The organism is Paractinoplanes atraurantiacus, assembly GCF_900215205.1.
In the GTDB taxonomy this organism is placed as follows: domain Bacteria; phylum Actinomycetota; class Actinomycetes; order Mycobacteriales; family Micromonosporaceae; genus Actinoplanes; species Actinoplanes atraurantiacus.
Genome location: NZ_OBDY01000011.1, coordinates 221,474 through 245,877, shown reverse-complemented (window position 1 = coordinate 245,877; position 24,404 = coordinate 221,474). Strand labels below are relative to the sequence as shown.

At 70.7% G+C, this 24,404-nt stretch carries 16 protein-coding genes and 1 riboswitch; of the genes, 10 read left to right on the top strand and 6 right to left on the bottom strand.

Annotation, left to right across the window (positions count from 1 at the left end; translation table 11 throughout):
- The first annotated feature begins 27 nt into the window (after nucleotides 1–27).
- The 5 genes from CRP55_RS25125 (at nucleotide 28) to CRP55_RS25105 (ending at nucleotide 5,772) form a co-directional block, all read left to right on the top strand.
- A complete protein-coding gene (locus CRP55_RS25125; protein WP_097322571.1) occupies nucleotides 28–774 on the top strand; it encodes a methyltransferase domain-containing protein in 747 nt (248 codons plus the stop codon).
- A gap of 1 nt (nucleotide 775) precedes the next feature.
- Nucleotides 776–2,029: an alkaline phosphatase family protein gene (locus CRP55_RS25120; RefSeq protein ID WP_438865818.1), complete on the top strand. Its 1,254-nt coding sequence runs from the start codon at nucleotides 776–778 to the stop codon at nucleotides 2,027–2,029.
- Nucleotides 2,030–2,397: 368 nt separating this feature from the next.
- Entirely contained in the window at nucleotides 2,398–3,693 is a 1,296-nt protein-coding gene (gene dinB / locus CRP55_RS25115) for a DNA polymerase IV (protein WP_097322570.1), read from the top strand.
- Between the two features lie 101 nt (nucleotides 3,694–3,794).
- Complete coding sequence (locus CRP55_RS25110) at nucleotides 3,795–4,181, top strand: SCO2097 family morphological protein (protein ID WP_097322569.1); 387 nt, start codon at nucleotides 3,795–3,797, stop codon at nucleotides 4,179–4,181.
- 922 nt (nucleotides 4,182–5,103) lie between these two features.
- On the top strand, nucleotides 5,104–5,772 hold the full coding sequence (locus CRP55_RS25105) for an HAD family hydrolase (protein WP_097322624.1): 669 nt from the start codon (nucleotides 5,104–5,106) through the stop codon (nucleotides 5,770–5,772).
- Nucleotides 5,773–5,815: 43 nt separating this feature from the next.
- Here the strand turns inward: CRP55_RS25105 and CRP55_RS25100 are convergent, their stop codons facing one another.
- From CRP55_RS25100 to CRP55_RS25090, 3 genes are read right to left on the bottom strand one after another with little or no spacing between them, the layout of a single operon-like run.
- Nucleotides 5,816–8,266, bottom strand: coding sequence for a transglutaminase TgpA family protein (locus CRP55_RS25100; RefSeq protein WP_097322568.1), 2,451 nt, complete (start codon nucleotides 8,264–8,266; stop codon nucleotides 5,816–5,818).
- Nucleotides 8,263–9,561 carry a DUF58 domain-containing protein gene (locus tag CRP55_RS25095; protein WP_097322567.1) on the bottom strand — a complete coding sequence of 433 codons (1,299 nt, stop codon included), beginning with the start codon at nucleotides 9,559–9,561 and terminating at the stop codon, nucleotides 8,263–8,265. Before CRP55_RS25095 ends, CRP55_RS25100 begins: the two co-directional genes overlap by 4 nt.
- Nucleotides 9,562–9,563: 2 nt before the next feature.
- Nucleotides 9,564–10,613 (bottom strand): AAA family ATPase, encoded by a 1,050-nt coding sequence (locus tag CRP55_RS25090; RefSeq protein ID WP_097322566.1) that lies wholly within the window; start codon nucleotides 10,611–10,613, stop codon nucleotides 9,564–9,566.
- 251 nt (nucleotides 10,614–10,864) lie between these two features.
- On the opposite strand from CRP55_RS25090, the gene CRP55_RS25085 reads away from it, so the two are divergent.
- Both CRP55_RS25085 and leuS read left to right on the top strand, forming a co-directional pair.
- A complete protein-coding gene (locus CRP55_RS25085) occupies nucleotides 10,865–13,723 on the top strand; it encodes a M36 family metallopeptidase (protein ID WP_245923353.1) in 2,859 nt (952 codons plus the stop codon).
- A 180-nt stretch (nucleotides 13,724–13,903) separates the two neighbouring features.
- Nucleotides 13,904–16,711 carry a leucine--tRNA ligase gene (gene leuS / locus CRP55_RS25080; RefSeq protein WP_097322564.1) on the top strand — a complete coding sequence of 936 codons (2,808 nt, stop codon included), beginning with the start codon at nucleotides 13,904–13,906 and terminating at the stop codon, nucleotides 16,709–16,711.
- Between the two features lie 1,132 nt (nucleotides 16,712–17,843).
- Here leuS and CRP55_RS25075 read toward each other — a convergent pair.
- From CRP55_RS25075 to CRP55_RS25065, 3 genes are read right to left on the bottom strand one after another with little or no spacing between them, the layout of a single operon-like run.
- Complete coding sequence (locus CRP55_RS25075; protein WP_097322563.1) at nucleotides 17,844–18,584, bottom strand: TVP38/TMEM64 family protein; 741 nt, start codon at nucleotides 18,582–18,584, stop codon at nucleotides 17,844–17,846.
- 31 nt (nucleotides 18,585–18,615) lie between these two features.
- Nucleotides 18,616–19,326 carry a type 1 glutamine amidotransferase gene (locus CRP55_RS25070; protein WP_097322562.1) on the bottom strand — a complete coding sequence of 237 codons (711 nt, stop codon included), beginning with the start codon at nucleotides 19,324–19,326 and terminating at the stop codon, nucleotides 18,616–18,618.
- Complete coding sequence (locus CRP55_RS25065; protein WP_097322623.1) at nucleotides 19,316–20,536, bottom strand: MurT ligase domain-containing protein; 1,221 nt, start codon at nucleotides 20,534–20,536, stop codon at nucleotides 19,316–19,318. Before CRP55_RS25065 ends, CRP55_RS25070 begins: the two co-directional genes overlap by 11 nt.
- Before the next feature lie 464 nt (nucleotides 20,537–21,000).
- A riboswitch (cyclic di-AMP (ydaO/yuaA leader) is annotated at nucleotides 21,001–21,133 on the top strand.
- 6 nt (nucleotides 21,134–21,139) lie between these two features.
- Between CRP55_RS25065 and CRP55_RS25060 the strand changes: the two genes are divergently transcribed.
- From CRP55_RS25060 to CRP55_RS25050, 3 genes are all read left to right on the top strand, one after another.
- Nucleotides 21,140–21,964 carry a C40 family peptidase gene (locus CRP55_RS25060; RefSeq protein WP_245923352.1) on the top strand — a complete coding sequence of 275 codons (825 nt, stop codon included), beginning with the start codon at nucleotides 21,140–21,142 and terminating at the stop codon, nucleotides 21,962–21,964.
- Nucleotides 21,965–23,682: 1,718 nt separating this feature from the next.
- Nucleotides 23,683–24,114: a division/cell wall cluster transcriptional repressor MraZ gene (mraZ, locus tag CRP55_RS25055; protein ID WP_097322560.1), complete on the top strand. Its 432-nt coding sequence runs from the start codon at nucleotides 23,683–23,685 to the stop codon at nucleotides 24,112–24,114.
- Between the two features lie 3 nt (nucleotides 24,115–24,117).
- Nucleotides 24,118–24,363: a hypothetical protein gene (locus CRP55_RS25050; protein WP_097322559.1), complete on the top strand. Its 246-nt coding sequence runs from the start codon at nucleotides 24,118–24,120 to the stop codon at nucleotides 24,361–24,363.
- Nucleotides 24,364–24,404 lie beyond the last annotated feature (41 nt).

Here is a 24,404-nt window from a genome sequence, read left to right as displayed (position 1 = left end):
CGGGTCGGGGGCCGTTACGCTGCGCGTGTGGAAATCGCATCGACGCGTACCGCCCGACCGCTCGTGACCACCCGGACCGCCGCCGTCTGGGCGGTGCTCCGGCGGGAGCTGGAGCGGAACGCCGGCCGCGAGCTGACCGTGATCGACGTCGGCGGCGGCACGGGCGGTTTCGCCGTGCCGCTGGCCGAGGCCGGCCACACCGTCACCGTCGTCGACGCCAGCCCCGACGCGCTGGCCGCCCTGACCCGCCGGGCCGCCGACGCCGGCGTGGCCGACCGGGTCCGGGCCGTGCAGGGCGACGGCGACGCGCTCGCCGGCCTGGTCGAGCCGGCCAGCGCCGACCTGGTGCTCTGCCACGCGGTCCTCGAGGTCGTCGACGATCCGGCCTCGGTGGTCAGCGCCATCGCGGCCGCGCTGCGACCCGGCGGAGCGGTGAGCCTGCTGGTCGCGAGCAAGGCGGCAGCCATCCTCGGGCGTGCGATCAACGGTCACCTGAACTCGGCCGCCGCGGTCGCCGCCGACCCCGAGGGCCGGGCCGGCGCCCGCGACACCCTGCGCCGGCGTTTCGACGCCGAAAGTGCGACGGCTCTCCTGCGCTCGGCGGGACTCGAGCCGGAGGAGACCCATGGCGTACGGGTCCTGGCCGACCTCCTGCCGGCCGCCGTGGTCGAGGAGGACCCGCAGGCCCTGCTGGCGCTGGAGCTCGAGCTGTCCGCGCGGCCACCGTTCCGCGACATCGCCTCCCAGCTGCACGTCTTCGCCCGCCACTCCTGACATGTCGGTTCCCCGGCGTACGGCGGCGTCACTGTCCGAGGAAGAGGCGCTGACCGGGCGGATCCCGCCCGACACGCAGCCCGCCATGAGCGGGCCGCTCGTGGTGCCCGAGGATCGATTGCCGGACGCGGCTTTTGTGCCGGTCCCCCCGGCGTACGGCAAGGGCAGTCTCGCCGATGTTCTTCCCAGCGTGAGCGCGGTGCTCGGGGTGCCGGACGCGGCCGACACGCTCGGGTTGAGGGAGCAGCTGGACGGGGTCGACCGGATCGCTGTGCTGCTCGTGGATGGGCTCGGCGCCCATCAACTGCCGGTCGCCGCGCCGTACACCCCGGTCCTGAACGAGCTGGCGTCACGGACCCTGACCACCGGGTTTCCCTCGACGACGCCGGTCAGCCTGGTCACGGTGGGCACGGGGGTGCCGCCGGGAGCGCACGGGGTGCTCGGCTTCACCACGCTGAGGCCGGACGGGCGGCTGCTCAACCACGTCCACTGGAACGACGACCCGGACCCGGCGGCCTGGCAGCCGATGCCGACACGCTTCGAGCTGGCCGAGGCCGCGGGGATCACGGCGACCCAGGTGGTGCGGCCGGAGTTCGAGGGGAGCGGCCTGACGGTCGCGGCCTATCGGGGAGCGGCCTTCCGCAGCGCCACCGAGGGGGCGGAGCTCGCCGATCAGATGCTGGAGGCGCTGGCGGCCGGGCGGTCGCTGGTCTACGGCTACCACGCGGATCTGGACAAGACCGGCCATTTGTACGGGGTTGACTCGCGCTACTGGCGGATGGCCGCCCAAGGGGTGGATCGCCTGGTCGACCGGCTGGTCCACGGGCTGCCGCCACGCTCGGCGCTGCTGGTGATCGCCGATCACGGCCAACTGAACGTGCCGGCCTCCGCCCGGTACGACATGGCGGACGATCCGGCGCTGTCGGACGGGGTGGTGGCGGTGGCGGGCGAGCCGCGGGTCCGCTACCTGCACACCGCGCCGGCGGCGACACCCGACCTGATCGCGGCATGGAAGTCGGTCATGGGCGACGACGCCTGGGTCATGACCCGAGACGAGATCATCGACGGCGGCTGGTTCGGCCCGGTCCCCGCCGCCCACCGCTCCCGCATAGGCGACGTGGTGATCGTCTGCCAGAACCGCGCGGTAGCCCTGGCCGGCGGCTGGGAGCCGCCCCCGGTGGGCCGCTTGATCGCCTACCACGGCTCAGTGACCGCCACCGAGATGACAGTCCCCCTCCTGATCGCCCGCACCTGACCCTGCCTCCCCTCAGCCGTCCTCTCCGCGCGACCCTCTTGTCCGCGCCCCACTTCCTGGTCCACCACCTCCTGGGCGCGTCCCCGCTCTCCCTGCCGCCCGGCGTCGGAGCGCACCCCTCCTGGGCTCACCCCTCGCCGCGCCGTCCCCTCGCCGCGCCGTCCTTCCCGCGCTGCCGCCCCTTCCCGCGCTGCCGCCCCTTCCCGCGCTGCCGCCCTCCCCGCGCCGCCACCCCTCCCCGCGCCGCGCCCCTCGCCGCGCCAATCTTTGGCCGTGCCGCCCCTGCTTGTCCGCGCCCTTCCCCCTTGAGCGAAATGTGTGTTTTGTTCCGCGCTGTTTTGTCAGGGGGTGCCGATAGCCTTCGTGACGTGGGACGAAGCCAGGATGTGCCGAGAGGGCGTGACCCGCGTTTCGGGCCGGACGCCGACGACGCCGGGTGCACCGTTCTGCATGTCGACATGGATGCCTTCTTCGCGTCCGTTGCCGTGCGGGCCGATCCCTCCCTGCGGGGCAAACCGGTGGTCGTCGGCGGTGTCGGGCCGCGCGGCGTGGTCAGCTCGGCCAGCTATGAGGCGCGGAAGTTCGGCGTGCGCAGCGCCATGCCCACCGCCCGGGCCCGCCTGCTCTGCCCGCGGGCGATCTTCCTGCCGGTCGACGGGCCCGCCATCGGCGAGGCCTCCCGGGCCGTCATGTCGATCTTCCGGGACGTGACGCCCCTGGTGGAGCCGCTCTCCTCCGACGAAGCCTTCCTCGATGTGGCCGGCGCCCAGCGGCTGCTCGGGCGGCCCGTCGAGATCGCCCAGCTGATCCGCCGGCGCATGCTCGAGGAGCAACAGCTCACCTGCTCGGTCGGCGTCGCCTCGACGAAATTCGTGGCCAAGCTCGGCTCGACCCGGGCCAAGCCCGACGGCGTGGTCGTCGTCCCGCACGATCTCGTGCTCGACTTCCTCCATCCGCTGCCGGTCGACGCGCTCTGGGGCGTGGGGGAGCGGGCCGCCGAGACGCTGCGCCGGCTCGGGCTCACCACGGTCGGCGAGATCGCCCAGGCGCCGGTGGGCATGCTCCGCGGGGCGCTCGGCGACGCCGCGGCCACCCACCTGCACGAGCTGGCGTGGGGGCGCGACCCTCGGCGGGTCAGCCCCGAGCGCGAGGAGAAATCCATCGGCGCCGAGATGACGTTCGACACCGACATCGCCGACCCGCTGCTGATCCGGCGGAGCCTGCTCGCCCTGTCCGAGAAGGTCGGTGCCCGTCTGCGCGCGAGCGGCTACGTCGGCCGCACGATCGCGATCAAGGTCAGGCTGGCCGACTTCCGGACCGTCAACCGATCTCGCACGGTGCCGGCGAGCACCGATGTGGCACGTGAGATTTTCGAGACGGTTTGGAATTTGTTCACGGCGCTGGGCGCGCGCGACCACATTCGTCTGGTCGGCGTCCGGGTCGAGGGCCTCACCGCCGCGGCCACCACGTCGCGGCAGCTCAGCCTGGGCGAACCGGAGCGCGGCTGGCGCGAGGCGGAGGCCGCGACCGACGCGGTGATCGCCCGGTTCGGCCGGGCGAGCGTCGGTCCGGCCAGTCTTTTGGGACAAAGCGATCTACGCCGAACCGAAAATCACCCGCACTCGACGGTCGTCCCGCTTTCCGACCCGCCAACCCCCTCGTAGACTTGCTCGGTAAGGCAGCCGACGGCTGTCCCGAGCCACTTACCTTAGTGACACCCCGACTCCAACCCGAGGAGTCGGTTACGCGCCCGGGGAGGAATGCCGTGCCGCTCTCGGAGCACGAGCAGCGGCTGTTCGATCAGATCGAGCGGTCGCTTGCCGAGGACCCCAAATTCGCCTCGGCTGTGCGGGCCAGCGACCCGCGTTTCCACGCACGGCGCCGGCTCCTCATCGCCGCGTTCGTGATCATCCTTGGCCTCGCCCTGGTCGTCTACGGGACGGTCAGCAGCAACACGCCGCTCGGCGTGGCCGGCTTCGTCGTCATGCTCGGCTCGGCCGCCTTCGCGATGCAGTCCCGTCGCAGGGGCGCGGCCCCCGATCTCCAGGCGGTGGGCGGCACCGCCACCCGCCGCACCCGCCAGACCCGAAAGTCAGGCTTCCTGGACCGCCTGGAGGACCGCTGGCGCCAGCGGCCCGAGGGTCATCGCTGACGACCACAACCACATAGCGCGCCGCCCGGCCCCGGCCGGCCGGCACCAAAGGCCAGGCTGCCGCCTCCAGCGTCCAGCAGGGCCCCGAGCCGCTGCCCAAAAGCACGGCCAGCGCAAGATGGCGGCCTCAGGCCGCCATCTGCCGTTTCCCCACGCCCGGCGAAAAGCCGTCTCCAACGCCTGTAAGACCGCCTCGCTGCCCTTCCTCCTCCGGCCGCGGCCCTCGCCCGCCCTGCGGCCTGTTGCCCGCCTGTTGGCCGGCCCAGCGTCTTCGGTCCGTCCTGCTGGCCCAGCGCTTGTGCAGACCTGCCCGCAGCCCCCCGCCCCCGTTATGCGGTGCCGCCGGAGGAACTTCGTCCGCGCGCGGGCCTGCTCGTACGGCCGAGCTGTCCGTGGACCGGCGCGCGCTTCAGCGTCCCGAGCCGATCACCGCTGATCTGGATCACGAGGGCCGTCAGCTGTTCGGGCTGACCGGGGTTCGCCATCAAGGGTGTCGAGCCACGCAGCTGGGACACATCGCGATCTCTTGTGAGCGAGACAAAGGTAAGCGCCTACAGATCATTCGCCGGCAACACCATCTCTGCGCTGCCGGGCAGGCACTTCGGCGCTGTACCGCACTCCTGGGCCGCGTGCGGCGCTATGCCGTTCGCCTCGGCCGCGATGATCGTCAGGTTGCTGTAGTAATCCGCCGGGGGCGGCCGTCGCCGGCAACGACGCGGGCGGGATTCATGGTCTCGTGCCAAGTCCCTAGATCAGCCTGGTCGATCGCCTCTCGAGCCGCGTGCCGCCGCGCCGTGTGGGTAGCGCCAAACCGGCACCTGCTCCGACTCCGCGGCCGTGTCGTCGGTCGGCATGTAGCGCGGATCGAGTTTGGCAATGCAGAGGAGAGAACTGGCTTGAGGGGGTGTGCCAGGATCCGGGCGTGCTGGAAGCTGTGTTGTTTGATCTCGATGACACGTTGGTTGATCAGGAGACGGCGTCTCGGGCGGCTGTGGTCGAGTGGGCCGCGGGGCTCGGTGTCGACGGGGGCGAGGTTGCCGGGCGGTGGGCCCGGGTGTCGGAGCGGCACTACGCGCGGTACCAGCGGCGGGAGATCGGGTTCGGGGAGCAGCGGCGGGAGCGGGTTCGGGAGTTTCTCGGGATCGCTCTCAGCGATGCCGAGGCGGACGGGCTCTTCGCCGGCTATCTGGAGCGGTATGAAGCCGGGTGGGCTCTTTTCGATGATGCTGTTCCGGCTCTTCGGCGGGTTCGGGCGGCCGGGCTGACGGTCGCCGTCTTCACCAACGGGGAACAGGGGCAGCAGCGCCGCAAGCTGGAGCGGCTCGGGCTGCTGCCTGAGGTTGATCTGATGGTGGCCTCGTCGACGCTGCCGGCGGGCAAGCCTGATCCGCGCGCGTTCCGGCATGCGGTCGAGCGGGTGGGTGTCGACGCGTCGCGGGCGTTGATGGTGGGGGACTCGCTGCACAAGGACGTGCTCGGTGCGCGGGCGGCCGGCCTGATGGCGGTCCTTCTCGACCGCGCGGACTCGCATGCCGGCGTCGAGGTTCCCCGGATCACGTCGTTGGACGACCTGACGCTGAGCAGCACATAGGACAAAGATGCCGCCGCCCGGGTGGGCGGCGGCATCGTCAGCTTCAGCGGCCCCGGTTGGCCAGGAGGCGACGGGGACTGAAACGGGACAGGATGTCGCGGAAGCGGCTTCCCGCTCCGACCAGCTTGGCCGAGGAGTCGGCCAAGCCCAGACGCCAGCGCATCAGGACCGACGGGGGCAGCAGGGCCGCGGTCAGGCGGGTGCGCCTGGTGGCCGAGCGGGCCAGGCCCCGCCGTACGTGGTTCAGCGCCGCCGTCAGCTCGCCGCCCTGCAGCGGCTTGCGGGCGTAGCGTGCCCGCTCCTCGGCCGTGCCCAGCAACGTGGCCGAGGTGGCCGACTCGTCGATCAGCACGGCGTCGTTGATGAGGCGCTGGGCCGTGACGCGCGGGGTCTCCGACGGGTCCAACGGGACCCGGTAGTCGACCATCGTGTCGAGCAGCTCGTCCCAGGCCGCGTGGGCGTCCTCTCTGGCCTTTGTGGTCTCCGCCGTCACCACCACGTCGGGGCGGCCCGTCTGGGATTCCGGCAACGCCGTGACCCGGGGGACCGTCGCCGCGTAGCGGTGGCGGCGGAGCAGGACACGGCGCAGAGCCGGCACCAGCAGCAGGGCCAGGACCAGGGCGATCAGCGCGACGATCAGCAGCGTGCGGCCCAGGTTGCCGGACTCCGTGGTGGCCGTCGAGCCGGACAGGCCCGGGTCGTTCAGGTCGGGGCGGTCGGGCCGCTCGACCCGGCCGGCCGGACCCGAGGCCGCGGTGCTGGGGTCCGCCGTCGTCGCCGTCGACGGTGCCGTGGACGCCGGGAGCTCCGTGTCGGGCGCGTAGTCGGAGCGGGCGGCGCCGCGGACGCCGGCCGACGGGGTCGCGTCGAACGGGATCCAGCCGAAGCCCTGCAGGTAGACCTCGGTCCAGGCGTGGGCGTTCTTGTTGGTGATGACGTACGTGTTGCCCTCACGGCTGTCGCCGCGGGTGAAACCGAACGCCACCCGGGCCGGGATGCCGGCCTGGCGGGCCATCCAGGCCAGCGCCGCCGCGTACTGCTGGCAGTAGCCGACCTTGTTCTTCAGGAATGCCGCGATCTCGGTGCTGTTGTTCGCCGCCTGCGTCGACAGGCTGTACGTGAAGCCGTTCTTCGACGAGAAGTAGTCGTACAGCGCCCGGACCTTGTCGTACTCGGTGGTCTTGCCGGCGGTGAGCCGGGTGACCAGGGCCGACACCGTCGGGTCCTCGGGGTGGGCCGTGTTGAGCCGGACGATCGGGTCGTCCGGGGCCAGCGGCTCGGCCTGGCGCAGGTCGGCCGGCTGGTAGCGGGCCCGCACGTAGTTGAACTTGTACTCCAGGTCCTTGGTGGAGTTGCGGTTGGAGTACACGACCTGCTGGTTGCTGTCGTAGAACCAGCCGCGCTGGAGACCCTCGACCGCCACCGTGTTCTGGTAGACCGGCAGCATGCCCTGGTTGAGCTTGTTGCTGACCTTCACGTCGGCCGCGAACTCCTGGTAGTTGCCGCCCGCCGTGGCCGTGCGCGGGTCGGGCATGCCCGCCGCGACCGCCTGTCCGCTGGGGGAGCGGCTGCCGAAGCCCACGTTGGTGAGCTGGTCGGCGACACCGAAGCGCAGGTAGAACGGGGTCTGCTCGTTGGTGGTGAGCCGGACCAGCTCGACCGTCTCGCTCTGGGTGAGGTTGCCGCTCAGCGAGGCGAACAGGTTGATCCGCCCGCCGTTGCCGCCGCCGCCACCCACGCCGTTGCCGCTGCCGGCGCCGCTCTGGGTGAGCTGGGAGAGCAGGCCGCCGGTGATCGTCGGGACGGCCAGGGGCAGCAGCACCGCCGCCGCCACGCCGATCACGCCGAGGCGCCGGCCGGCCGCGGCCAGCGGGGACGGCTCCCACACGTCGACGTCGCGGCCGTCACCGGTGAAGCGGCGCCCGAACCGGCGTACCCGGTCGATGTTGTCCGAGACCAGCAGCCAGAGGAAGCCGGCCGCGCCGATGATGAAGGGCAGGACCGGGACGCTGTCGATGTAGACGGCGACCGGCACCGAGTAGATCGCCAGCATCGGCAGCCCGGCCAGGGCCGGGCGGCGCACCACCACGGTCAGCAGGTCGACGGCGATCGCCACCGACCCGATGCCGAGCACCGTGACGAAGAGCAGGCCGTCGCGGTCGGGCACCGGCACCGCGTACGACCGGGTGTCCTGACCGGCCTGGGTGAACAGATCGGCGAAATGGCCGAAGGTGGACGGGGTCGGCACCAGGAACTCGTGGCCGCTGGGGAACATCCAGGTCAGCATCAGCAGCAGCACGACGATCATGCTGAGTGCCTGTGCCCAGGTGGGGAACCGCAGCGACCGCGCGGCGAACGCGGCGCCGGCGATGAAGCCCACCACGAGCAGGCACATCATCAGCCATTTCCAGGTGTCGAAGATCGACGAGATCGGCGCGGCGGCGAGCAGCGTCGCCCCGGCCGCGACGAGCCCCAGTCGGCGGGGGCCGGTCATCGGATGACTCCTCCTACTGTCTCGGCCATCGCGGCCCGCCAGGCGAAGCCGCTGGAGCCGCGGGCGGCGGCCGGCCAGAGTTGCGGCAACGTCGACCCGTGCACGACCGGCACCGAGCGCCAGCCGTTCTGCACCAGGGCCAGCGCCGCCGCCGCGTGCTCGCTGTCGGACTCCTGTCGCTCCCCCGGGGTCAGGTTGACCCAGGTCGAGCTGTCGATGGCGAAGCCGATGCAGGTCGCGCCGTTGCCGCGCAGGCCGGCCAGCAGCTCCGCCTCGGGCACGGTGAGCGACCCGAAGATGCCGATCACCAGCCCGCCGTCGGAGCGGCGGCGGACCTGCTCGACCAGGATCGAGATGTCGCCGTTCTGCGCGGTCTTGACGTCGGCCAGGGTGTCGAGGATCACGCCCTCGCCGGCCACCTCGGCCGCGTCGATGTCGATGCCGGTGCCGGTGACCAGGCGCAGCTTGTAGCCCTGCTGGCGCAGGTGCATGGCGATGCTCGCGGCGGCCGACACGGCCCACTCGAAGCTGGCCGTGGGTCCCTCGCCGCGGTGGGCGAAGACCCGGGTGTCGAGCACGACCGTGGCCCGGCTCTCCCAGGGCTGCTCCTCACGGCGGACCATCAATTCGCCGGTACGGGCCGTGGAGCGCCAGTGCACGCGGCGCAGGTCGTCGCCGCGGCGGTACTCGCGGGTGGCCGCGTCGTCCTCGCCGTGCACGGCGACCGAGCGGGCCCGGCTGTCGCCCGTGCCCGCGTACTCCCCGGCCAGGCGGACCGTCGGAAGAGTGACCACCTGGGGGATCACGACGAGCTTGTCGACGCTCGGGAACGAGCGGGTCAGCTCGCACAGACCGAACGGATCGGTGAGCCGGATGACCAGCGGGCCGATCGGGTAGCGGCCGCGGACGTCGGCCCGGACCGTGTACGCCACCGAGCTGGCCTGGTGGGCGCCGAGGCGCTCCAGCACCACGCGCGGGCGGCTGCCCAGCGCGTACGGCAGCCTGTCCTCCAGCAGCAGGGTGCCGGTGGGCAGGCGGGACATGTTCTGCAGGCGCAGGATCACCCGGGCGCTGGAGCCGACCGGGGTGCGGCCGGGGTCGAGCGACCGGGTGCAGGCCAGCTTGTAGCGGCTGCGGCCCACGTACGCGGCGGCGAGCAACGGCAGGGCCGCGAGCAGCACGGCCACCCGCAGCAGGTCACGCTCGCCGAGGATGATCGCGGAGATGCCCGCCGCGGCGGCCGCCGCGAGGAACGAGCGGCCGCGCGTCGTGAGCCCGCGGAGGGCCTCCCGCATGATCAGTGCCCCCGCGGCTCGTACTGCTGCTGCGCGCCACCGGTGTTGCGGGTGTCGTACGGCGAGCGGTTGCGGTCGTGCGGCAGCGGCAGCCGGTGCACGATCTCGGCCACGATCGCGTCGGTGGTGCGCCGGTTGAGCTGCGCGTCCGCGGTCGGGATGAGCCGGTGCGCGAGGACCGGCACGGCCAGCGCCTGCAGGTCGTCGGGCAGCACGTAGTCGCGGCCCTCGAGGCAGGCGAACGCCTTGGCCGTGCGCAGCAGCTGCAGCGTCGACCGCGGCGAGGCACCGAGGCGGATCTCCGGGGCCTCACGGGTCGCGGTGACCAGGGCGATCGCGTACTGCTGGACGGCGTCGGCCGCGTGCACGTCGCGCACGGTGGCGATCAGCCGGCGGACCAGGGCGGCGTCGGCGACGGCCCGCAGGTCGCTCAGCGGGTCGTGCGCGCCGTGGCCGCCGAGCATGGCCAGCTCGGCCCGCGGGTCGGGATATCCCATCGCGATGCGGGCGGTGAACCGGTCACGCTGCGCCTCGGGAAGGGGGTACGTGCCCTCCATCTCGATCGGGTTCTGCGTGGCGATCACCATGAACGGCGACTGGAGCTCGTACGTCGTGCCGTCGACAGTGACCTGCCGCTCCTCCATGCACTCGAGGAGGGCGGACTGGGTCTTGGGCGAGGCCCGGTTGATCTCGTCGCCGACCACCAGGTTGGCGAACACGGCGCCCGGCTTGAACTCGAAGTCGCGCGTCTCCTGGTTGTAGACGCTGACACCGGTCACATCGCTGGGCAGCAGGTCGGGGGTGAACTGGATGCGGCGAACCGAGCAGTCGATGGAGCGGGCGAGCGCCTTGGCAAGTTTCGTCTTGCCGACGCCCGGCACGTCCTCGATCAACAGGTGGCCCTCGGCCAGCAGAACCGCCAGTGCGAGCCGCACCGTCGCGCTCTTGCCCTCGATGACCTGCTCGATGTTGGCCATGATGGCAGTCGTCGCGGCGCGGAAGTCCTCGCTCGGCAGCGGTCCGCCGGGCTCGTCCCAGGTCGGGGTTGTCACGGGCCTCCTCCATGGTGATATGCGCAGCCCGCCTGATGGTGCAGGGGCCCGCTCACACAGGTTAGCCCGATCACAGCAACTCGCCGAGGACGGCCACTGGCGTAATTCGACAACCGTCAACCGGACATGCATATCGGATAGGTAAAGAATCAGACATCGCTCTAGTTATATTTGCCGATCGGCAAGAGCATCAGCCATCGATGGGCCAGTATCTGGCCCGGTCGAGAGGGGCTGAATTGAGAGCGTTATCCGTGCCATCCGCAACCAAGCGGGTGGGAGCGGCCGCCGCCGGAGTCGCCCTGCTGGCAGCACTGCTGCCGGCACAGGCACAAGCCGCGCCGCTACCCGGCGCCGTCTCCGGGGCCACCGACAGCAAGCAGCAGCGGCGCGCTGACTACGACAGCCGCGCCAACCTGGCCGCCGCGGCGGCCGCCGCGCCCACCGCCGCCCTGAGCCGCGCGCTCGTCGCGACGCCGTCCGCCAACGCGGTGAACACCCTGCGCAACTCCCTGGGCGTCCAGGGCATCGTCGACATCGACCGCGCGACCGGCACCCCACGCCGGGTCGCCAAGCTCGACGGCTTCCTGACCGGCCCGAGCAAGAAGAAGCCGACCAAGATCGCGCTGGACTACATCGCCGCGCACCCCGAGGTCTTCGGCCTGACCGCGGCCGACCTGGCCACGCTCGAGCTGCGCCAGGACTACGTCGACATCGAGGGCACCCACCACCTGAGCTGGATCCAGGTCGCCGACGGCGTGCCGGTGTTCGGCAACGGCCTCAAGGCGCACGTGACCAAGGACGGCCGCCTGGTGCAGGTCGACGGCTCGCCGCTCAAGGCGCTGCCGCCGTCCGCCGGCGCCGCCAAGCTGAGCCCGGCCGGCGCCCGCGCCGCGGCGGTCAAGGACGTGTTCGGCACGTCCACCGCCAAGGCCACCAAGACCGCCTCCGGCGTCACCACGTTCAGCGACAACGGCAACGCCAAGCTGGTGTGGTTCCAGACCGCCAGTGGTGTACGCCTGGCGTACCAGACGATCGTCGTCGACGAGGGCTACGTGCACGTCGTCGACGCGTCCAGCGGCGAGGTCCTCTACCGCCACAGCACGGTCGCCAACGACACCGCGGGCGACGTGTGGAAGAACTACCCGGGCGCCCCGAAGGGCGGCACGCCGGAGAAGGTCGACCTGACCGCCAAGGGCTGGCTGCCGAACAACGCGCGGCAGCTGTCCGGCAACGTCGCCCACGTCTGGTCCGATGTGAACGACAACGACCTGGCCGACCCGAGCGAGGAGGTCGGCCCGTCCGGCATCAAGCGCTGGGACTACCCGTTCGTCGACTTCAACGACGAGGTGGGCGGCCTCTGCTCGGACGCGTACCCGTGCTCGTGGGACCCGGAGACGGCGAACTCGTGGCAGGTCAACCGCAAGCAGAACGCGGTTCAGCTGTTCACCTTCCTCGGCACCTTCCACGACCACCTCAAGTCGTCGCCGATCGGGTTCACCCGGGCCGCCGGCAACTTCGAGGCGCAGGACGGCGACGCGGTGCAGGGCCAGGCCATGGACGGCGCGAACACCGCCGACGGCCTGCCCGACGGCAACCACACCGACAACGCCAACATGAACACCCCGCCGGACGGCATCCCGCCGGTCATGCAGATGTACCTGCTGACCCCGGGGCCGGGCTCGATCGCCGCCAACACCGGTGACGAGGCCGACGTGGTCTACCACGAGTACACGCACGGCCTGTCGAACCGCCTCGTGGTCGACGCGGCCGGCAACTCGACGCTCAGCCAGATCCAGGGCGGCGCGATGGGTGAGGCCTGGAGCGACTGGTACGCCTCGGACTACCTGTTCGCCAAGGGCCTCGAGAAGGACGTCCCGAACAAGCCGGGCGACGTGCTGATCGGCAAGTACTGGACGGCCGGCGACACCATCCGCACCGAGGCGCTGGACTGCACCGTCGGCGCGTCCGCCACGGCCTGCCCCGGCACCGCCGGCGCCGGCCCCGGCGGCTACACCTACGGCGACTTCGGCAAGATCTACGCCGGTGGTCCCGAGGTGCACGCGGACGGCGAGATCTGGGCGCAGACCCTGTGGGACCTGCGCACCGCGATCGGCAGCAAGGCCTCGCAGTCGATCGTGACGCGGGCCATGGAGCTCAGCCCGTCGAACCCGTCCTTCCTGGACATGCGCAACTCGATCCTCGCCGCCGACCTGGTCGTCAACAAGGGCAAGAACGCCAAGACGATCTGGAAGGTCTTCGCCAAGCGGGGCATGGGCTACTTCGCCGCCGCCATCGACGGCGACGACGCGCAGCCGGTCGAGGACTTCTCGACGCCGCCGTCGGCCAGCACCCCGCGGGGCACGCTGACCGGCAAGGTGACCGACTCGGACACCAAGGCCGCGGTGGGCGGTCTGACCGTCGCCTTCGGTGGGCACGCCTCCGGCTTCGCCGGTGACTACCGGGCCACCACGGCCGCGGACGGCACCTACAAGATCACCGGCATCATCCCGGGCACGTACGCCAAGGTGTACGCGCGCGGGGCCGGCTACGACATCGTCGTGAAGACGCTGTCGATCAACTCGGGCACCAAGACGGAGAACTGGTCGGTCCGCAAGGACTGGGCGGCCTCCTCGGGCGGCGGCTCGATCGTCAGCTTCACCGGGCCGGACTACACGCCGTACGGCTGTGGGCCCGCCCAGCTGATCGACCAGTCGCAGATCTCCGGCTGGGGCTCGGACGTCGCGGACGGCGGCCAGAACGCCGTCATCCGCCTCTCCGGCGCGGTCGACATCTCCGAGCTGGTGATCAACCCGTCGGCCACCTGTGGCGACGACGTGACGGCCTCGACCGGTGACTACCGCGTCGAGACCTCGAAGGACGGCACGACCTGGGCGGTCGCCGCGAGCGGCGCCTTCCCGGGCGGCACCGTCACGCCCACCACGGTCGCGCTGGCCGCGGGCACGGGCGACGACGTCGCGTTCATCCGGTACACGATGCTGACCACGCAGGGCCAGAACGCCGGCCTCTGCCCGGCCGGCCAGCCGCCCGCGTACAGCGGCTGTGTGTTCCAGGACTCGACCGAGCTGGCGGTCTACGGACCGGCGGCGTAAGTACTACGGGTAATACCGGTCGCCGCCACTCGGCGGCGACCGGTATTATGCAAGGCATGGCTCGGCACTTCCTGCTTCTTAGCCAGCCGTGCTGCCGCCGCTAGAGCGGCCACAGCACGGCGACCCCTCCTGCGTGAGGGGTTTTTTTGTGCCCTGCTTCATACACGACGAAGAAGACGGATGCCGACGATGAGCGAGCCCGAGACCCCGCCGTTCCGCTACACGGCCGCGCTGGCCAACGAGATCGAGCCGCGCTGGCAGGCCTACTGGGCCGAGAACGGGACCTTCCACGCGCCGAACCCGGCCGGCGAGCTGGCCGACCCCGATCACCCGCGGCACGGCGCCCCGAAGCTGCACGTCCAGGACATGTTCCCGTACCCGTCCGGTGCGGGCCTGCACGTGGGCCACCCGCTCGGCTACATCGGCACCGACAGCTACACCCGGTACAAGCGGCAGGCCGGCTTCAACGTGTTGCACCCGATGGGCTTCGACGCGTTCGGCCTGCCCGCCGAGCAGTACGCGGTGCAGACCGGCACTCATCCGGCGGTGACGACCGCGGCCAACATCGAGCGCTACCGCGGCCAGCTGCGCCGCCTGGGCCTGGCCTACGACGAGCGGCGCAGCTTCGCCACCACCGACCCGGAGTACTACCGGTGGACGCAGTGGATCTTCCTGCAGGTCTTCAACTCGTGGTTCGACCCCGAGCTGCGCAAGGCGCGCCCGATCGAGACGCTGATCGCCGCCTTCGAGTCCGGTGAGAAGAAGGCGCCGGAGAAGGACTGGGCGGACATGTCGGCCATCGAGCGGCGCAAGCTGATCGACGACCACCGCCTGGCCTACGTCAGCGAGGCCCCGGTCAACTGGTGCCCGGGCCTGGGCACCGTGCTGGCCAACGAGGAGGTCACGCCGGACGGGCGCAGCGAGCGCGGCAACTTCCCGGTCTTCCAGCGCAGCCTGAAGCAGTGGATGATGCGGATCACCGCCTACGGTGACCGGCTGGTCGAGGACCTGGACACGCTGGACTGGCCCGAGCCGGTCAAGCTGATGCAGCGCAACTGGATCGGCCGTTCGCGGGGCGCCCACGTCGACTTCACGGTCGGCGACGACGTCATCACCGTCTTCACCACCCGCCCCGACACGCTGTTCGGCGCCACCTACATGGTCCTGGCGCCCGAGCACGAGCTGGTCGACAAGATCACCCCGGTCGAGTGGCCAAATCCGACAAATCCGAAGTGGACCGGACAGGCCGCGTCGCCGCGGGAGGCCGTCGCCGCATATCGGGCACAAGCCGCAGCGAAGACCGAAGAAGAGCGCACCGAGTCCAAGGACAAGACGGGCGTCTTCACCGGAGCCTTTGCGACAAACCCGGTGAACGGAGCAAAGGTCCCGGTCTTCATCGCCGACTACGTCCTGGCCGGCTACGGCACGGGCGCCATCATGGCCGTACCGGGACAGGACGAACGCGACTGGCAGTTCGCCGAGGTCTTCGAGCTGCCCATCATCCGGACAGTCGCCGCACCTGAAGGTTTTGAAGGCGCCTTCACCGGCGACGGGCCGGCCGTCAACAGCGACTGGCTGGACGGCAAGGGCGTCGTCGAGGCCAAGGCCGAGATGATCGCCTGGCTGGAGCAGCACGGACACGGCCGCGGCGCCACCACCTACCGTCTGCGCGACTGGCTGTTCAGCCGCCAGCGCTACTGGGGCGAGCCGTTCCCGATCGTCTACGACGAGACCGGCCTGCCGGTCGCGCTGCCCGACTCGATGCTGCCGGTCGTGCTGCCCGACGTCGACGACTTCTCGCCGCGCACCTTCGACCCGGACGACGCCGACAGCGAGCCCGAGACCCCGCTGTCACGCAAGAAGGACTGGGTGAACGTCGAGCTGGACCTGGGCGACGGCCTGAAGACGTACACCCGCGAGACCAACACCATGCCGCAGTGGGCCGGCTCCTGCTGGTACGAGCTGCGCTACCTGGACCCCGACAACGAGAAGGCCCTGGTCGACCCGGACAACGAGGCCTACTGGATGGGCCCGCGCCGCGACGGCGACTCGGGCGGCGTCGACCTGTACGTCGGCGGCGTCGAGCACGCCGTGCTGCACCTGCTGTACGCCCGCTTCTGGCACAAGGTGCTGTACGACCTGGGCCACGTCTCGTCCTTCGAGCCGTTCCGCAAGCTGTTCAACCAGGGCTACATCCAGGCGTACGCCTTCCAGGACGAGCGCGGCTTCTACGTGCCCGCCGAGGAGGTCGTCGAGCGCGACGGCAAGTGGTTCTACGGCGATCAGGAGGTGACGCGCAGCTACGGCAAGATGGGCAAGTCGCTGAAGAACGTCGTCACCCCCGACGAGATGTGCGACCAGTACGGCGCCGACACGTTCCGGGTCTACGAGATGGCGATGGGCCCCCTGGATGTCTCCCGTCCGTGGGAGACGAGGGCGGTGGTAGGTTCCCAGCGCTTCCTGCAGCGAGTGTGGCGCCTGGTCATCGACGAGGAGACCGGCGCCGTCCGCAGCAGCGACACCCCGCTGGACGCCAAGACCCGCAAGCATCTGCACCGCACGATCGCCGGCGTCCGCGAGGACATGGACGAGCTGCGCTTCAACACGGCCATCGCCAAGCTGATCGAGCTGACGAACGCGCTGACCCCGCTGCCCGAAGCCTCCCGCGAGGCGGTGGAGCCGCTGGTGCTGATGCTGTCCCCGTTCGCCCCGCACCTGGCCGAGGAGCTGTGGGCCAAGCTGGGCCACGAGGGCACCCTGGCCTACACCACTTTCCCGGTGGCCGACCCGGCCCAGCTGGTAGCCGAGTCGATCACCTACCCGGTCCAGGTCAACGGCAAGGTCAAGGCCCGCGTCTCGGTCACCCCCGACACCCCGGAGGCCGACATCCGAGCCGAGGCCCTGTCCGCCGTAGCCGACGCCCTGTCCGGCCGAGACCCGAAAAAGGTCATCGTCGTCCCCGGCCGCCTGGTCAGCGTCGTCGTCTGACACCCATCAACACCGCAGAGGTACGCATTCTCGGGCTCCCCACCGCAAGGTCACACCTCCGGGGAGCTCGAGCGCGACCTCACCGCGCCCCGAGGCCGCAGCGCGACTCTCGCGCGTAGCCGTGGTCACCCAGAAGGCCCACCGCCCCGCGGTGGGCCTTCCCCGTCCGCACCCCCGAAAGCACCACACAGAGCCCGCCCCACCCGCACACCGCCCCGAGCGGGCCGCTCACCCTTCGGGCAGCTCCGAGCGGTACCGCTCCGTCCGTGGGGTTGCTCCGCGCTGGGCCGCTCCGCGCTGGGCCGCTTCGCGAGTGAGCTCTCGGCGCGGGCGTGCTCTATCTGTGGCTTTTCTCCCATTGGTCAGTTCTGTCAGTTTTTGCTCCGCTCATTGGCCGCTTCGCCTGTCGGCTGCTCTGTGAGGGGTTGTCCGGCGCGGGGTCCCTCCGATTGTGGGCCGCTCGTCCTTGAGCCGCGCGGCACTTGGGTTGCTCAGCGAGTGAACGCTCGGCGCAGGTGTGCTCCGTCCATGGCTGTCCCGTTTGGGAAATTCTGTCCCATTTGTACTCCGCTCGTGGGTCGCTTCGCCGATGGGCCGCTCTGCGAGGCGTCGCCTGGCGCGGGGGCTAGTGGGTCGCTCGACCCGTGGCTTTCTGCATGGGGGAGCGCTCGGCGCGGTCCGCTTCGTCCGTAGCCGTTCCGCCCGCTGTGCCGGCCAGTCCCGTGGGCGCTCTGTCTGTGGGCCACTTCGGTTGTCGTTCGCTCCGCGAGTGGGCGCCTGGCGCGGGGCCGCTCCGCCCGTTAGGTCGCTCCGCCGTGGCCCGCTCCGCCTATGCGCTGCTCCGCCTATGGGCTGCTCCGCCCGTGGGTCGCTCCGGCCGTGAGGTCGCTCCGGCCGTGAGGTCGCTCCGCTGTGGGGGCGCTCGGTGCGTTGTGCCGGTCTGGTCGTGGGTGGCTCCGCTCGGGGGGCATTGCGTGGGCGCGGGACGGGCGCGTGGGGTTGAGGGTGACCACGGCTTTTGAGGTCTGGACGCGCTGTGGCCTGGAGAAACGCGAAGGCCGCGCCCGTGGAGCGGGTGCGGCCTTCGTGCGGTTGGTGCGGCTGAGAATTCGTACTATATGTGTTGAAGGGGTCAGGCGGCAGTGGCGAGACCGGCCTCAGAAGCCGCCTTCTTCGAGGAACGCTTCCACCACACGACGATGCCGGTGGTCAGGAGGAAGCCGATGGCGGCGGGGGCGAAGGAAAGGACGCTCATCTCGCCGGGCTTGGTGACGGCGGCGCCGATCGTCGCGTAGGAGATGGCGGACGGGATGGCGGCCAGCGTGGTGCCGAGCAGGTAGCGCTTGCGGCAGACGCTGGTCGTGCCGTAGGCGTAGCCGACCAGGCCGAACGGGGCCAGCGGCAGGAAGCGGACCAGCAGGACCGCCGAGAGGCCGCGCTTGTTGAGCCAACCGTCGAGACGCTGAAGCTTACCGCCGGCCCGGGCCTGCAGGGCGCCCCGGCCGACCCAGCGGCCCGCGTAGTACGTGACCGCGGCGGCGATGACGGCGGCGGCCAGAGCGGTCGCCGCGCCCGTGGCCGCGCCCAGCAGGGCGCCGCACGCGACCGTGATGGCCGTGCGGGGGACGAGCACCGAGAGCAGCAGGCCGCCGACGACGGCGATGATGGCCGCGGCGGCGGGACCGAGCTTGGCGATGCCGTCGGCGATCTCGTGGATCGGCAGGACGGCGGCGGCGATCGCGATGGCCGCGATGACGACACCGAGGATGCCGAACCGGACGAGCCGGCGCCGCCAGCCCAGGGACTGAGGAGCAGCAACCTGAGGGTCCGCGAGGGTGGTGGCGCCCCGCGGGGCGATCAGGAGGTCAGTCATGCAGTCGTCCGTCCCTTGGTGAAAAACGTCGTCAGGCTCCGGCTGCGGCCAGTCGTTCGGCCCTGAGGCGCTCGGCCCAGGTGTCGTCGACCGGGGCAAGACTATCCGCGCCGGTCGCCCAGCGCAGTAGCAGATCGGCTATCGCTGGGTTGCGAGCCAACGCCGGGCCGTGCGAGTAGGTGCCCAGAATCTTCCCTGCCCAGGCTCCCTCGGTTTGGCCGTCATTGCCAATGCCGGCGGTCACCCGGGCCAGCGGGAAGGCGTTCGGCCCCAGGTGGGTGCGGCCGCCGTGATTTTCGAAACCACTCAGCGGTGGCAGCCCCAGGCGGGGGTCGACGTCGCCGCGGAGCTCGCCCACGGCCCGCGTCTCGCCCCGGTCGGAGTGCAGGTCGAGCAGCCCGAGGCCCGGGCATTTCGCACCCTTTGCGAAGAACGAGTGACCGAACAACTGGTAACCGGCGCAGATGGCCAGAACCGCGGCGCCCTGGTTGACGGCGCGGTGGACGCCGCCGTCGTTGATCAGCCGCTGGGCGGCCAGGGCCTGCGGGCCGTCCTCGCCGCCGCCGATCAGGTAGATGTCGGCCGACGCCGGCATCGGCTGGTCGGAGCGGACCGAGTAGGTCTCCACCGGGATGCCGCGCAGGGCGGCTCGGCGGGCCAGGATCAGCAGGTTGCCCCGGTCGCCGTAGGTGGAGAGCAGGTCTGGGTAGATCCAGACGATGCGCAATGCCTCAGTTGACACGGTCAAGCTCCGCTCGAATGTCCTGGAACGCGGTGTAGTTCGCGATCACCTCGAGGCGGCCCGGCGGCACGGTCGCCAGCGCCTCCTCGAAGGTCCTAACGTGCTGGAAGGGGATTCCGTTCACCTCGAGGCGCACCGCGAGGTCGTAGGCCCGCTCGCCGGTGATCAGCACCGGCCGGCCGTACAGCGGGGCGAAGTCGACGTCGTACAGCCAAGAAGTGTCGAAGCCGTCGGGGTCGCGCGCGTTGATGGAGAGCAGTGTCGGCGCCTGCTCGGCCATGTCGAACGCCTCGAGCCAGCTGGCCGGGTTCTTGGCCAGCAGCAGCCGGATGTTGCGGCCGTCCCGGTCGACCTGGGCGTATCGCCCGGCGATCGAGGTGACCGTGGAGAGCCGGGGGAGCGCCTCGATCGGGCGCACACCGAACTCGGCCGCCACCGCCAGCGCGGTCGCCGCGTTACCCAGGTTGACCGTGCCCGGCAGCTGAAGCTTGACCAGGTGCCAGTCGCCGCGCGGGTCGATCACGCCCTCGTCCTCGACGCGCCACTGCGGTATCGGCCGGCGCAGCGGGCAGCCGGTGCACCACCAGTCGCCGTTCTCCCGCTCGATCGGGTCGCCGCTCTCGGGGCAGACCCACGAGTCGTCCTGCCAGCGCTGGCCGGCGCTGAACCAGGTGACCTTCTGTGAGCCGTAGGCGGCCCAGACCACCATCGGGTCGTCGGCGTTGGCGACCACGTTCACGTCCGGGTGGCCGGCGAGGGCGGTGCGCCACAGCTGCGCCATCATCGCCACCTCCTTGGCCCGGTCGAGCTGGTCACGGGAGAGGTTGAGCAGCGCCACCACCCGCGGCTTGGTCTCGTCGATGACCCGGGGGAGGTAGTGCTCGTCCACCTCCAGCACCGCGAACGGCGTCTGGCCGGCCTTGGCCAGGGCCGACGTGTGCCCGGTGGGCATGTTGGCGCCGAAGGAGTTGGTGGCGACCGGGCCGAGGACGCCGAGCGCGGCGGCCGCCAGCCGGGTCGTGGTGGTCTTGCCGTTGGTACCGGAGACGAGCGCGATGGCCCGCCCGGTCGCCAAGTGGCTCAGCAGCTCAGGATCGATCTTGAGACCGATCCAGCCGCCGATGACCGAGCCGTCGCCGCGTCCCGCGGCCCTGGAGAGCGCGGCCGCGGTCTTCGACACGGAGGTCGCGACCTTGGCGCGCAGGGGCATCTTCCCGTCCGTCACGGCGACGAGGGTACCGGAACAGGTTGTTACGTCGAGTGGTCGTGGCCGCTGGCCGTTCGGGGGAGCCAGTTTCGCCCGGTAGGGACGATTAGGGCAGCGGAAGAGTGAATATCCAGGGGCCGTCACCCGGCCGGTGACGAGCAATTATGTGTTCTGATTCACCCGTAACCTTCCACAAACTGTATTTGGTTGATCACGAGCCGTGCTGGCAAAAGTTACGCCCTGGTCACAAATCGGACAGGCCTTCATGTGCCAACTACTCTCGGTTACTGAACCGATTCTGCCGCTCCAGCCGAATCTCAGGTACCAAGGTTGGGCCGACAGCAACCGCTGAAGGCTTGCGCCGCCCGGTTCACGCCGAGCCCTGCCCCGGGCCAGGCAGCGCGACCACGAGCACCATGTACGACCACAAAGGCATACGGGGGCAGGGACGGGGGACCCACATAGCGGTCTTCTCCGCGCCACCCGCTCCGGTGGCGAGCACGGAGAGACCTTGGGGTGAAGCCGCCTCCCCATGGCGGCCGGGCAAGCCTTCCCGCCCGAACCCGACAGCTAACCTCGCAGGCGTGCCGGAGGGAATTCTCTACCGTGCACGAACGCAGTTCGAGCCGGGGCCGCCGCATGTCCGCGGGCGCCGGCAAGATCGCACTGTCCCTGGGTCTCTGCCTCTGCGCCGGCCAGCTGGTCTCCACCCCGGCCGCGCACGCCGCCACCCCCGCCCCCGTCGTGGCGCAGGTCGCCACCGCGAAGGCCGCGGCGAAGGTCAAGCCCACGGTCCGCACCAGCGTCAGCACCAGGACGCTCGCGTGGGGTGCCAAGGTCAAGGTGACCGCCCGCTACCTCAACCCCACCAACGGCAAGGCCGTCACTTCCGGCTACGTGCGCCTGCAGGCGCTCCGCAACGGCAAGTGGCAGAACTGGGCCTCCGGCAAGGTGAACAAGAACGGCGCCGTCGCCCTGTACGGCCAGCCCAAGGTCAGCGGCTCGCTCCGCATGGTCTACCTGGGCACTTCGACGTTCGCCCCGCAGGTGGGCGGCCGTCTCTCGGTGAAGGTCGTCGCCAGCGGCGCCAAGGTCCTCGCCGAGGCGCAGAAGCACACCGGCGCGCTGTACCTGTTCGGCGCCTCCGGTCCGAGCCGTTTCGACTGCTCGGGCTTCACCAAGTACGTGTACAAGAAGGCCGCCGGCAAGAACCTGGCCCACAAGGCCAACTCGCAGCAGTCGGTCGGCCGCTCGGTGTCGAAGGGCGCGAAGAAGGCGGGTGACCTGATCATCTTCCGGAACGGCTCCTACGGCTACCACGCCGCGATCTACGCCGGCAACGGCTACATGTACGACTCGCCGCACACCGGCGCCCGCGTCTCGAAGCGCAAAATGATCAGCACGAACTACGTGGTGCGCCGCCTCGTCTAAGGCAGTTCACGACAGTCACTCAGCGGGGCGCGACCGGTTCGGTCGCGCCCCTCTGTCGTTCTCTCGAGCTGGGCGTCCCTCTCACGCTTTCCCAGAGGTACGGGACAACCGACAGGCCCCCGCCGCAGGGACGGCCTCGGTCTGCCCTCACCCCCTCTGCCCCGCTTCCGGCCGGTGCGTCCCCTCACGCAAACCCACCACCGCCCCGCGGCCTCGGAGGCGCTGCCCTCCACCCCGCCGAGCACCCCGATCAAAGCCCGGCCCCCTGAGCCCGCACCGTGCAGACCCTGTGCCCGCGCGATGAGCCCACCGCAACGAGCACCCCGACGCAACCCTTCCTCGCTCCGCGCCTCCTCCTCGCTCCGCGCCTCCTCCTCGCTCCGCGCCTCCTCCTCGCTCCGCGCCTCCTCCCGATCCGAGCCGGTTCAGCCCCGCCCGTTTGTCCCTTCCGCGTCTCATTCCTCCCGCCCGCTGCCTACTTCCTTTGTCTTCTCCTTCCGCGCGGCCTGGCCCTGCGTCGCTCTTTCTGCGCGGGCCACCTCCACGCGCGTCCACTCCCGCGCTGTCGTTCCCGCGCGCGTCGTTCTCGCGCCGTCTGTTGCGCGCCGTGTCTTCCGCGCCGCCGCCGCGTGGGCCTTCTCGTGTGGCCCGCTTCCGTGCAGCTCTCTCTCGCGTTGGCCGCTTCCGCGCGGCTCGCCTCCACGCGGGTCCGCTCCCGCTCGGTTGTTTAGTGCGCGTCGTTCTCGCGCCGCCTGTTGCGCGCCGCGTCTTCCGCGCCGCCGCCGCGTGGGCCTTCTCGTGTAGCCCGCTTCGCGCGGCTCTCTCACATGGGCTCTTCCGCGTGGGCCGCTTCCGCGTGGGCGTCTTCCGTCTGACCCGGTTCCGCGTGGCCCGCTTCGGCGGCAGGTCACTCGCCGGCTCTTCTAAGTGGGCCCTTCTCGCGTGGGCGCTTCTGCGTGGCCCTTCTCGCGTGGGCGTCTCGCGTGGGCCTCGTGCGCGGGTATCTCCGGCGTGGGTCTCTCCCGCGAGGACCTCTCCCGCGAGGACCTCTCCCGCGAGGACCTCTCCCGCGGTCTTCGCGCGCGGGTCTTTCGCGGGTCTCTCCCGCGCAGCCCTCCCTGCGGGTCTCTCCAGCGCGGCCCGTTTCCGTGCGGCCCTCCCCGTCGGGTCTCCCGCGCGCGGCCCTTTCCCGCGCGGCCCTTCCGGCGTGGCTCTTCCTACGGGACCCGTTCCCGCGCAGCCCTTCCCGCGTGGATCTCTTTCACGCGGTCCTCTCCCGGGCCTCCTGATCCTTCCTGCTCCCGTTTGGCCGGGGATGGGTGGATGTATGAGCATGCGGGCGGATGAATGAACTGGACTCGGGGTTGACAGCGGGTCATGTTCGAGGTCCTCCACTTTCCTCCCCGGGAGGGGTTGACATCTGCGAACGGTGGGAGGTTTGGGCGTGTTTGTCGTGGTTCTTGACGGGGGTGCGGTGAGGATGTCGGAAACCGGACGGGGTTGATCATGCGGTGGCCCTCCACTCTGCGTGCATGCCTTTGAGCTGGGGTTTCTTGTGCGAACAAGCTTCGCGAGCGCGCTCATTCGGCTTGCGGGTGGAGGGAAGTGGAGTAGAGTGGAGCGCAGTGGCAAGGCCAAAAGGGAGCTGATTCCGGAGGGCCTGCCGGCCCGAGTTGACAGGCGGACCGCGAACCGCCAGGGGCAGGGGGTTGGAGCCGATGTTTCTCGGCACTCACACCCCGCGCCTCGACGACAAGGGGCGGCTGATCCTTCCGGCGAAGTTCCGCGACGAGCTGGCGGGAGGTGTCGTGATCACCAAGGGGCAGGAGCGCTGTCTTTACGTGTTCCCGATGCCGGAGTTCCAGCGCATCGCGGGTCAGCTCCGCGAGGCCCCGGTCACGAACAAGGCCGCTCGGGCTTACAGCCGGGTGTTCTTCGCCAGCGCACACGACGAGGTTCCCGACAAGCAGGGGCGGGTCACCATCCCGGCCCACTTGAGGGAGTACGCGGCACTCGACCGCGAGCTCGTGGTGATCGGGGCGAGTACCCGGGTGGAGATCTGGGACAAGCAGTCCTGGGACGACTACCTCGCGGCGAGCGAAGACGAGTTCGCCGACATCGAGGAGGGGGTGCTGCCCGTCGGACTGTGAGGCGTGGCTTTCGGCTGGGTCGGCGAGACAGAGGCCCGGGCGTCGCTGCCGCCGTACTGCGAGATCTCCAGCCGCTCCCGCACCTGGCGCCTCTTCCCCGGCGCCAGGCGCGTGTCCGGGTTGGGCGCGCCCGATGGCAACGGGCACGAGCGGATGGGGATCTGGCGGTACGGAAAGACGTTCGGGCAACTGCTGCGGCACGGCGACATCGCTACGGCGTCGTCTGTGGGTTGGCATGAGGTCCGGTGAGGATCCGGTGGGGCGTGGGCCAGGGGGGTCACGCGCGGGAC

Coding starts and splice junctions, on each gene's coding strand:
- CRP55_RS25120 (WP_438865818.1), top strand. CDS start 776: ATGTCGGTTCCCCGGCGTACGGCGGCGTCACTGTCCGAGGAAGAGGCG.
- CRP55_RS25100 (WP_097322568.1), bottom strand. CDS start 8,266: ATGACCGGCCCCCGCCGACTGGGGCTCGTCGCGGCCGGGGCGACGCTG.
- CRP55_RS25095 (WP_097322567.1), bottom strand. CDS start 9,561: ATGCGGGAGGCCCTCCGCGGGCTCACGACGCGCGGCCGCTCGTTCCTC.
- leuS (WP_097322564.1), top strand. CDS start 13,904: ATGCCGACGATGAGCGAGCCCGAGACCCCGCCGTTCCGCTACACGGCC.
- CRP55_RS25075 (WP_097322563.1), bottom strand. CDS start 18,584: ATGACTGACCTCCTGATCGCCCCGCGGGGCGCCACCACCCTCGCGGAC.
- CRP55_RS25065 (WP_097322623.1), bottom strand. CDS start 20,536: ATGCCCCTGCGCGCCAAGGTCGCGACCTCCGTGTCGAAGACCGCGGCC.
- mraZ (WP_097322560.1), top strand. CDS start 23,683: ATGTTTCTCGGCACTCACACCCCGCGCCTCGACGACAAGGGGCGGCTG.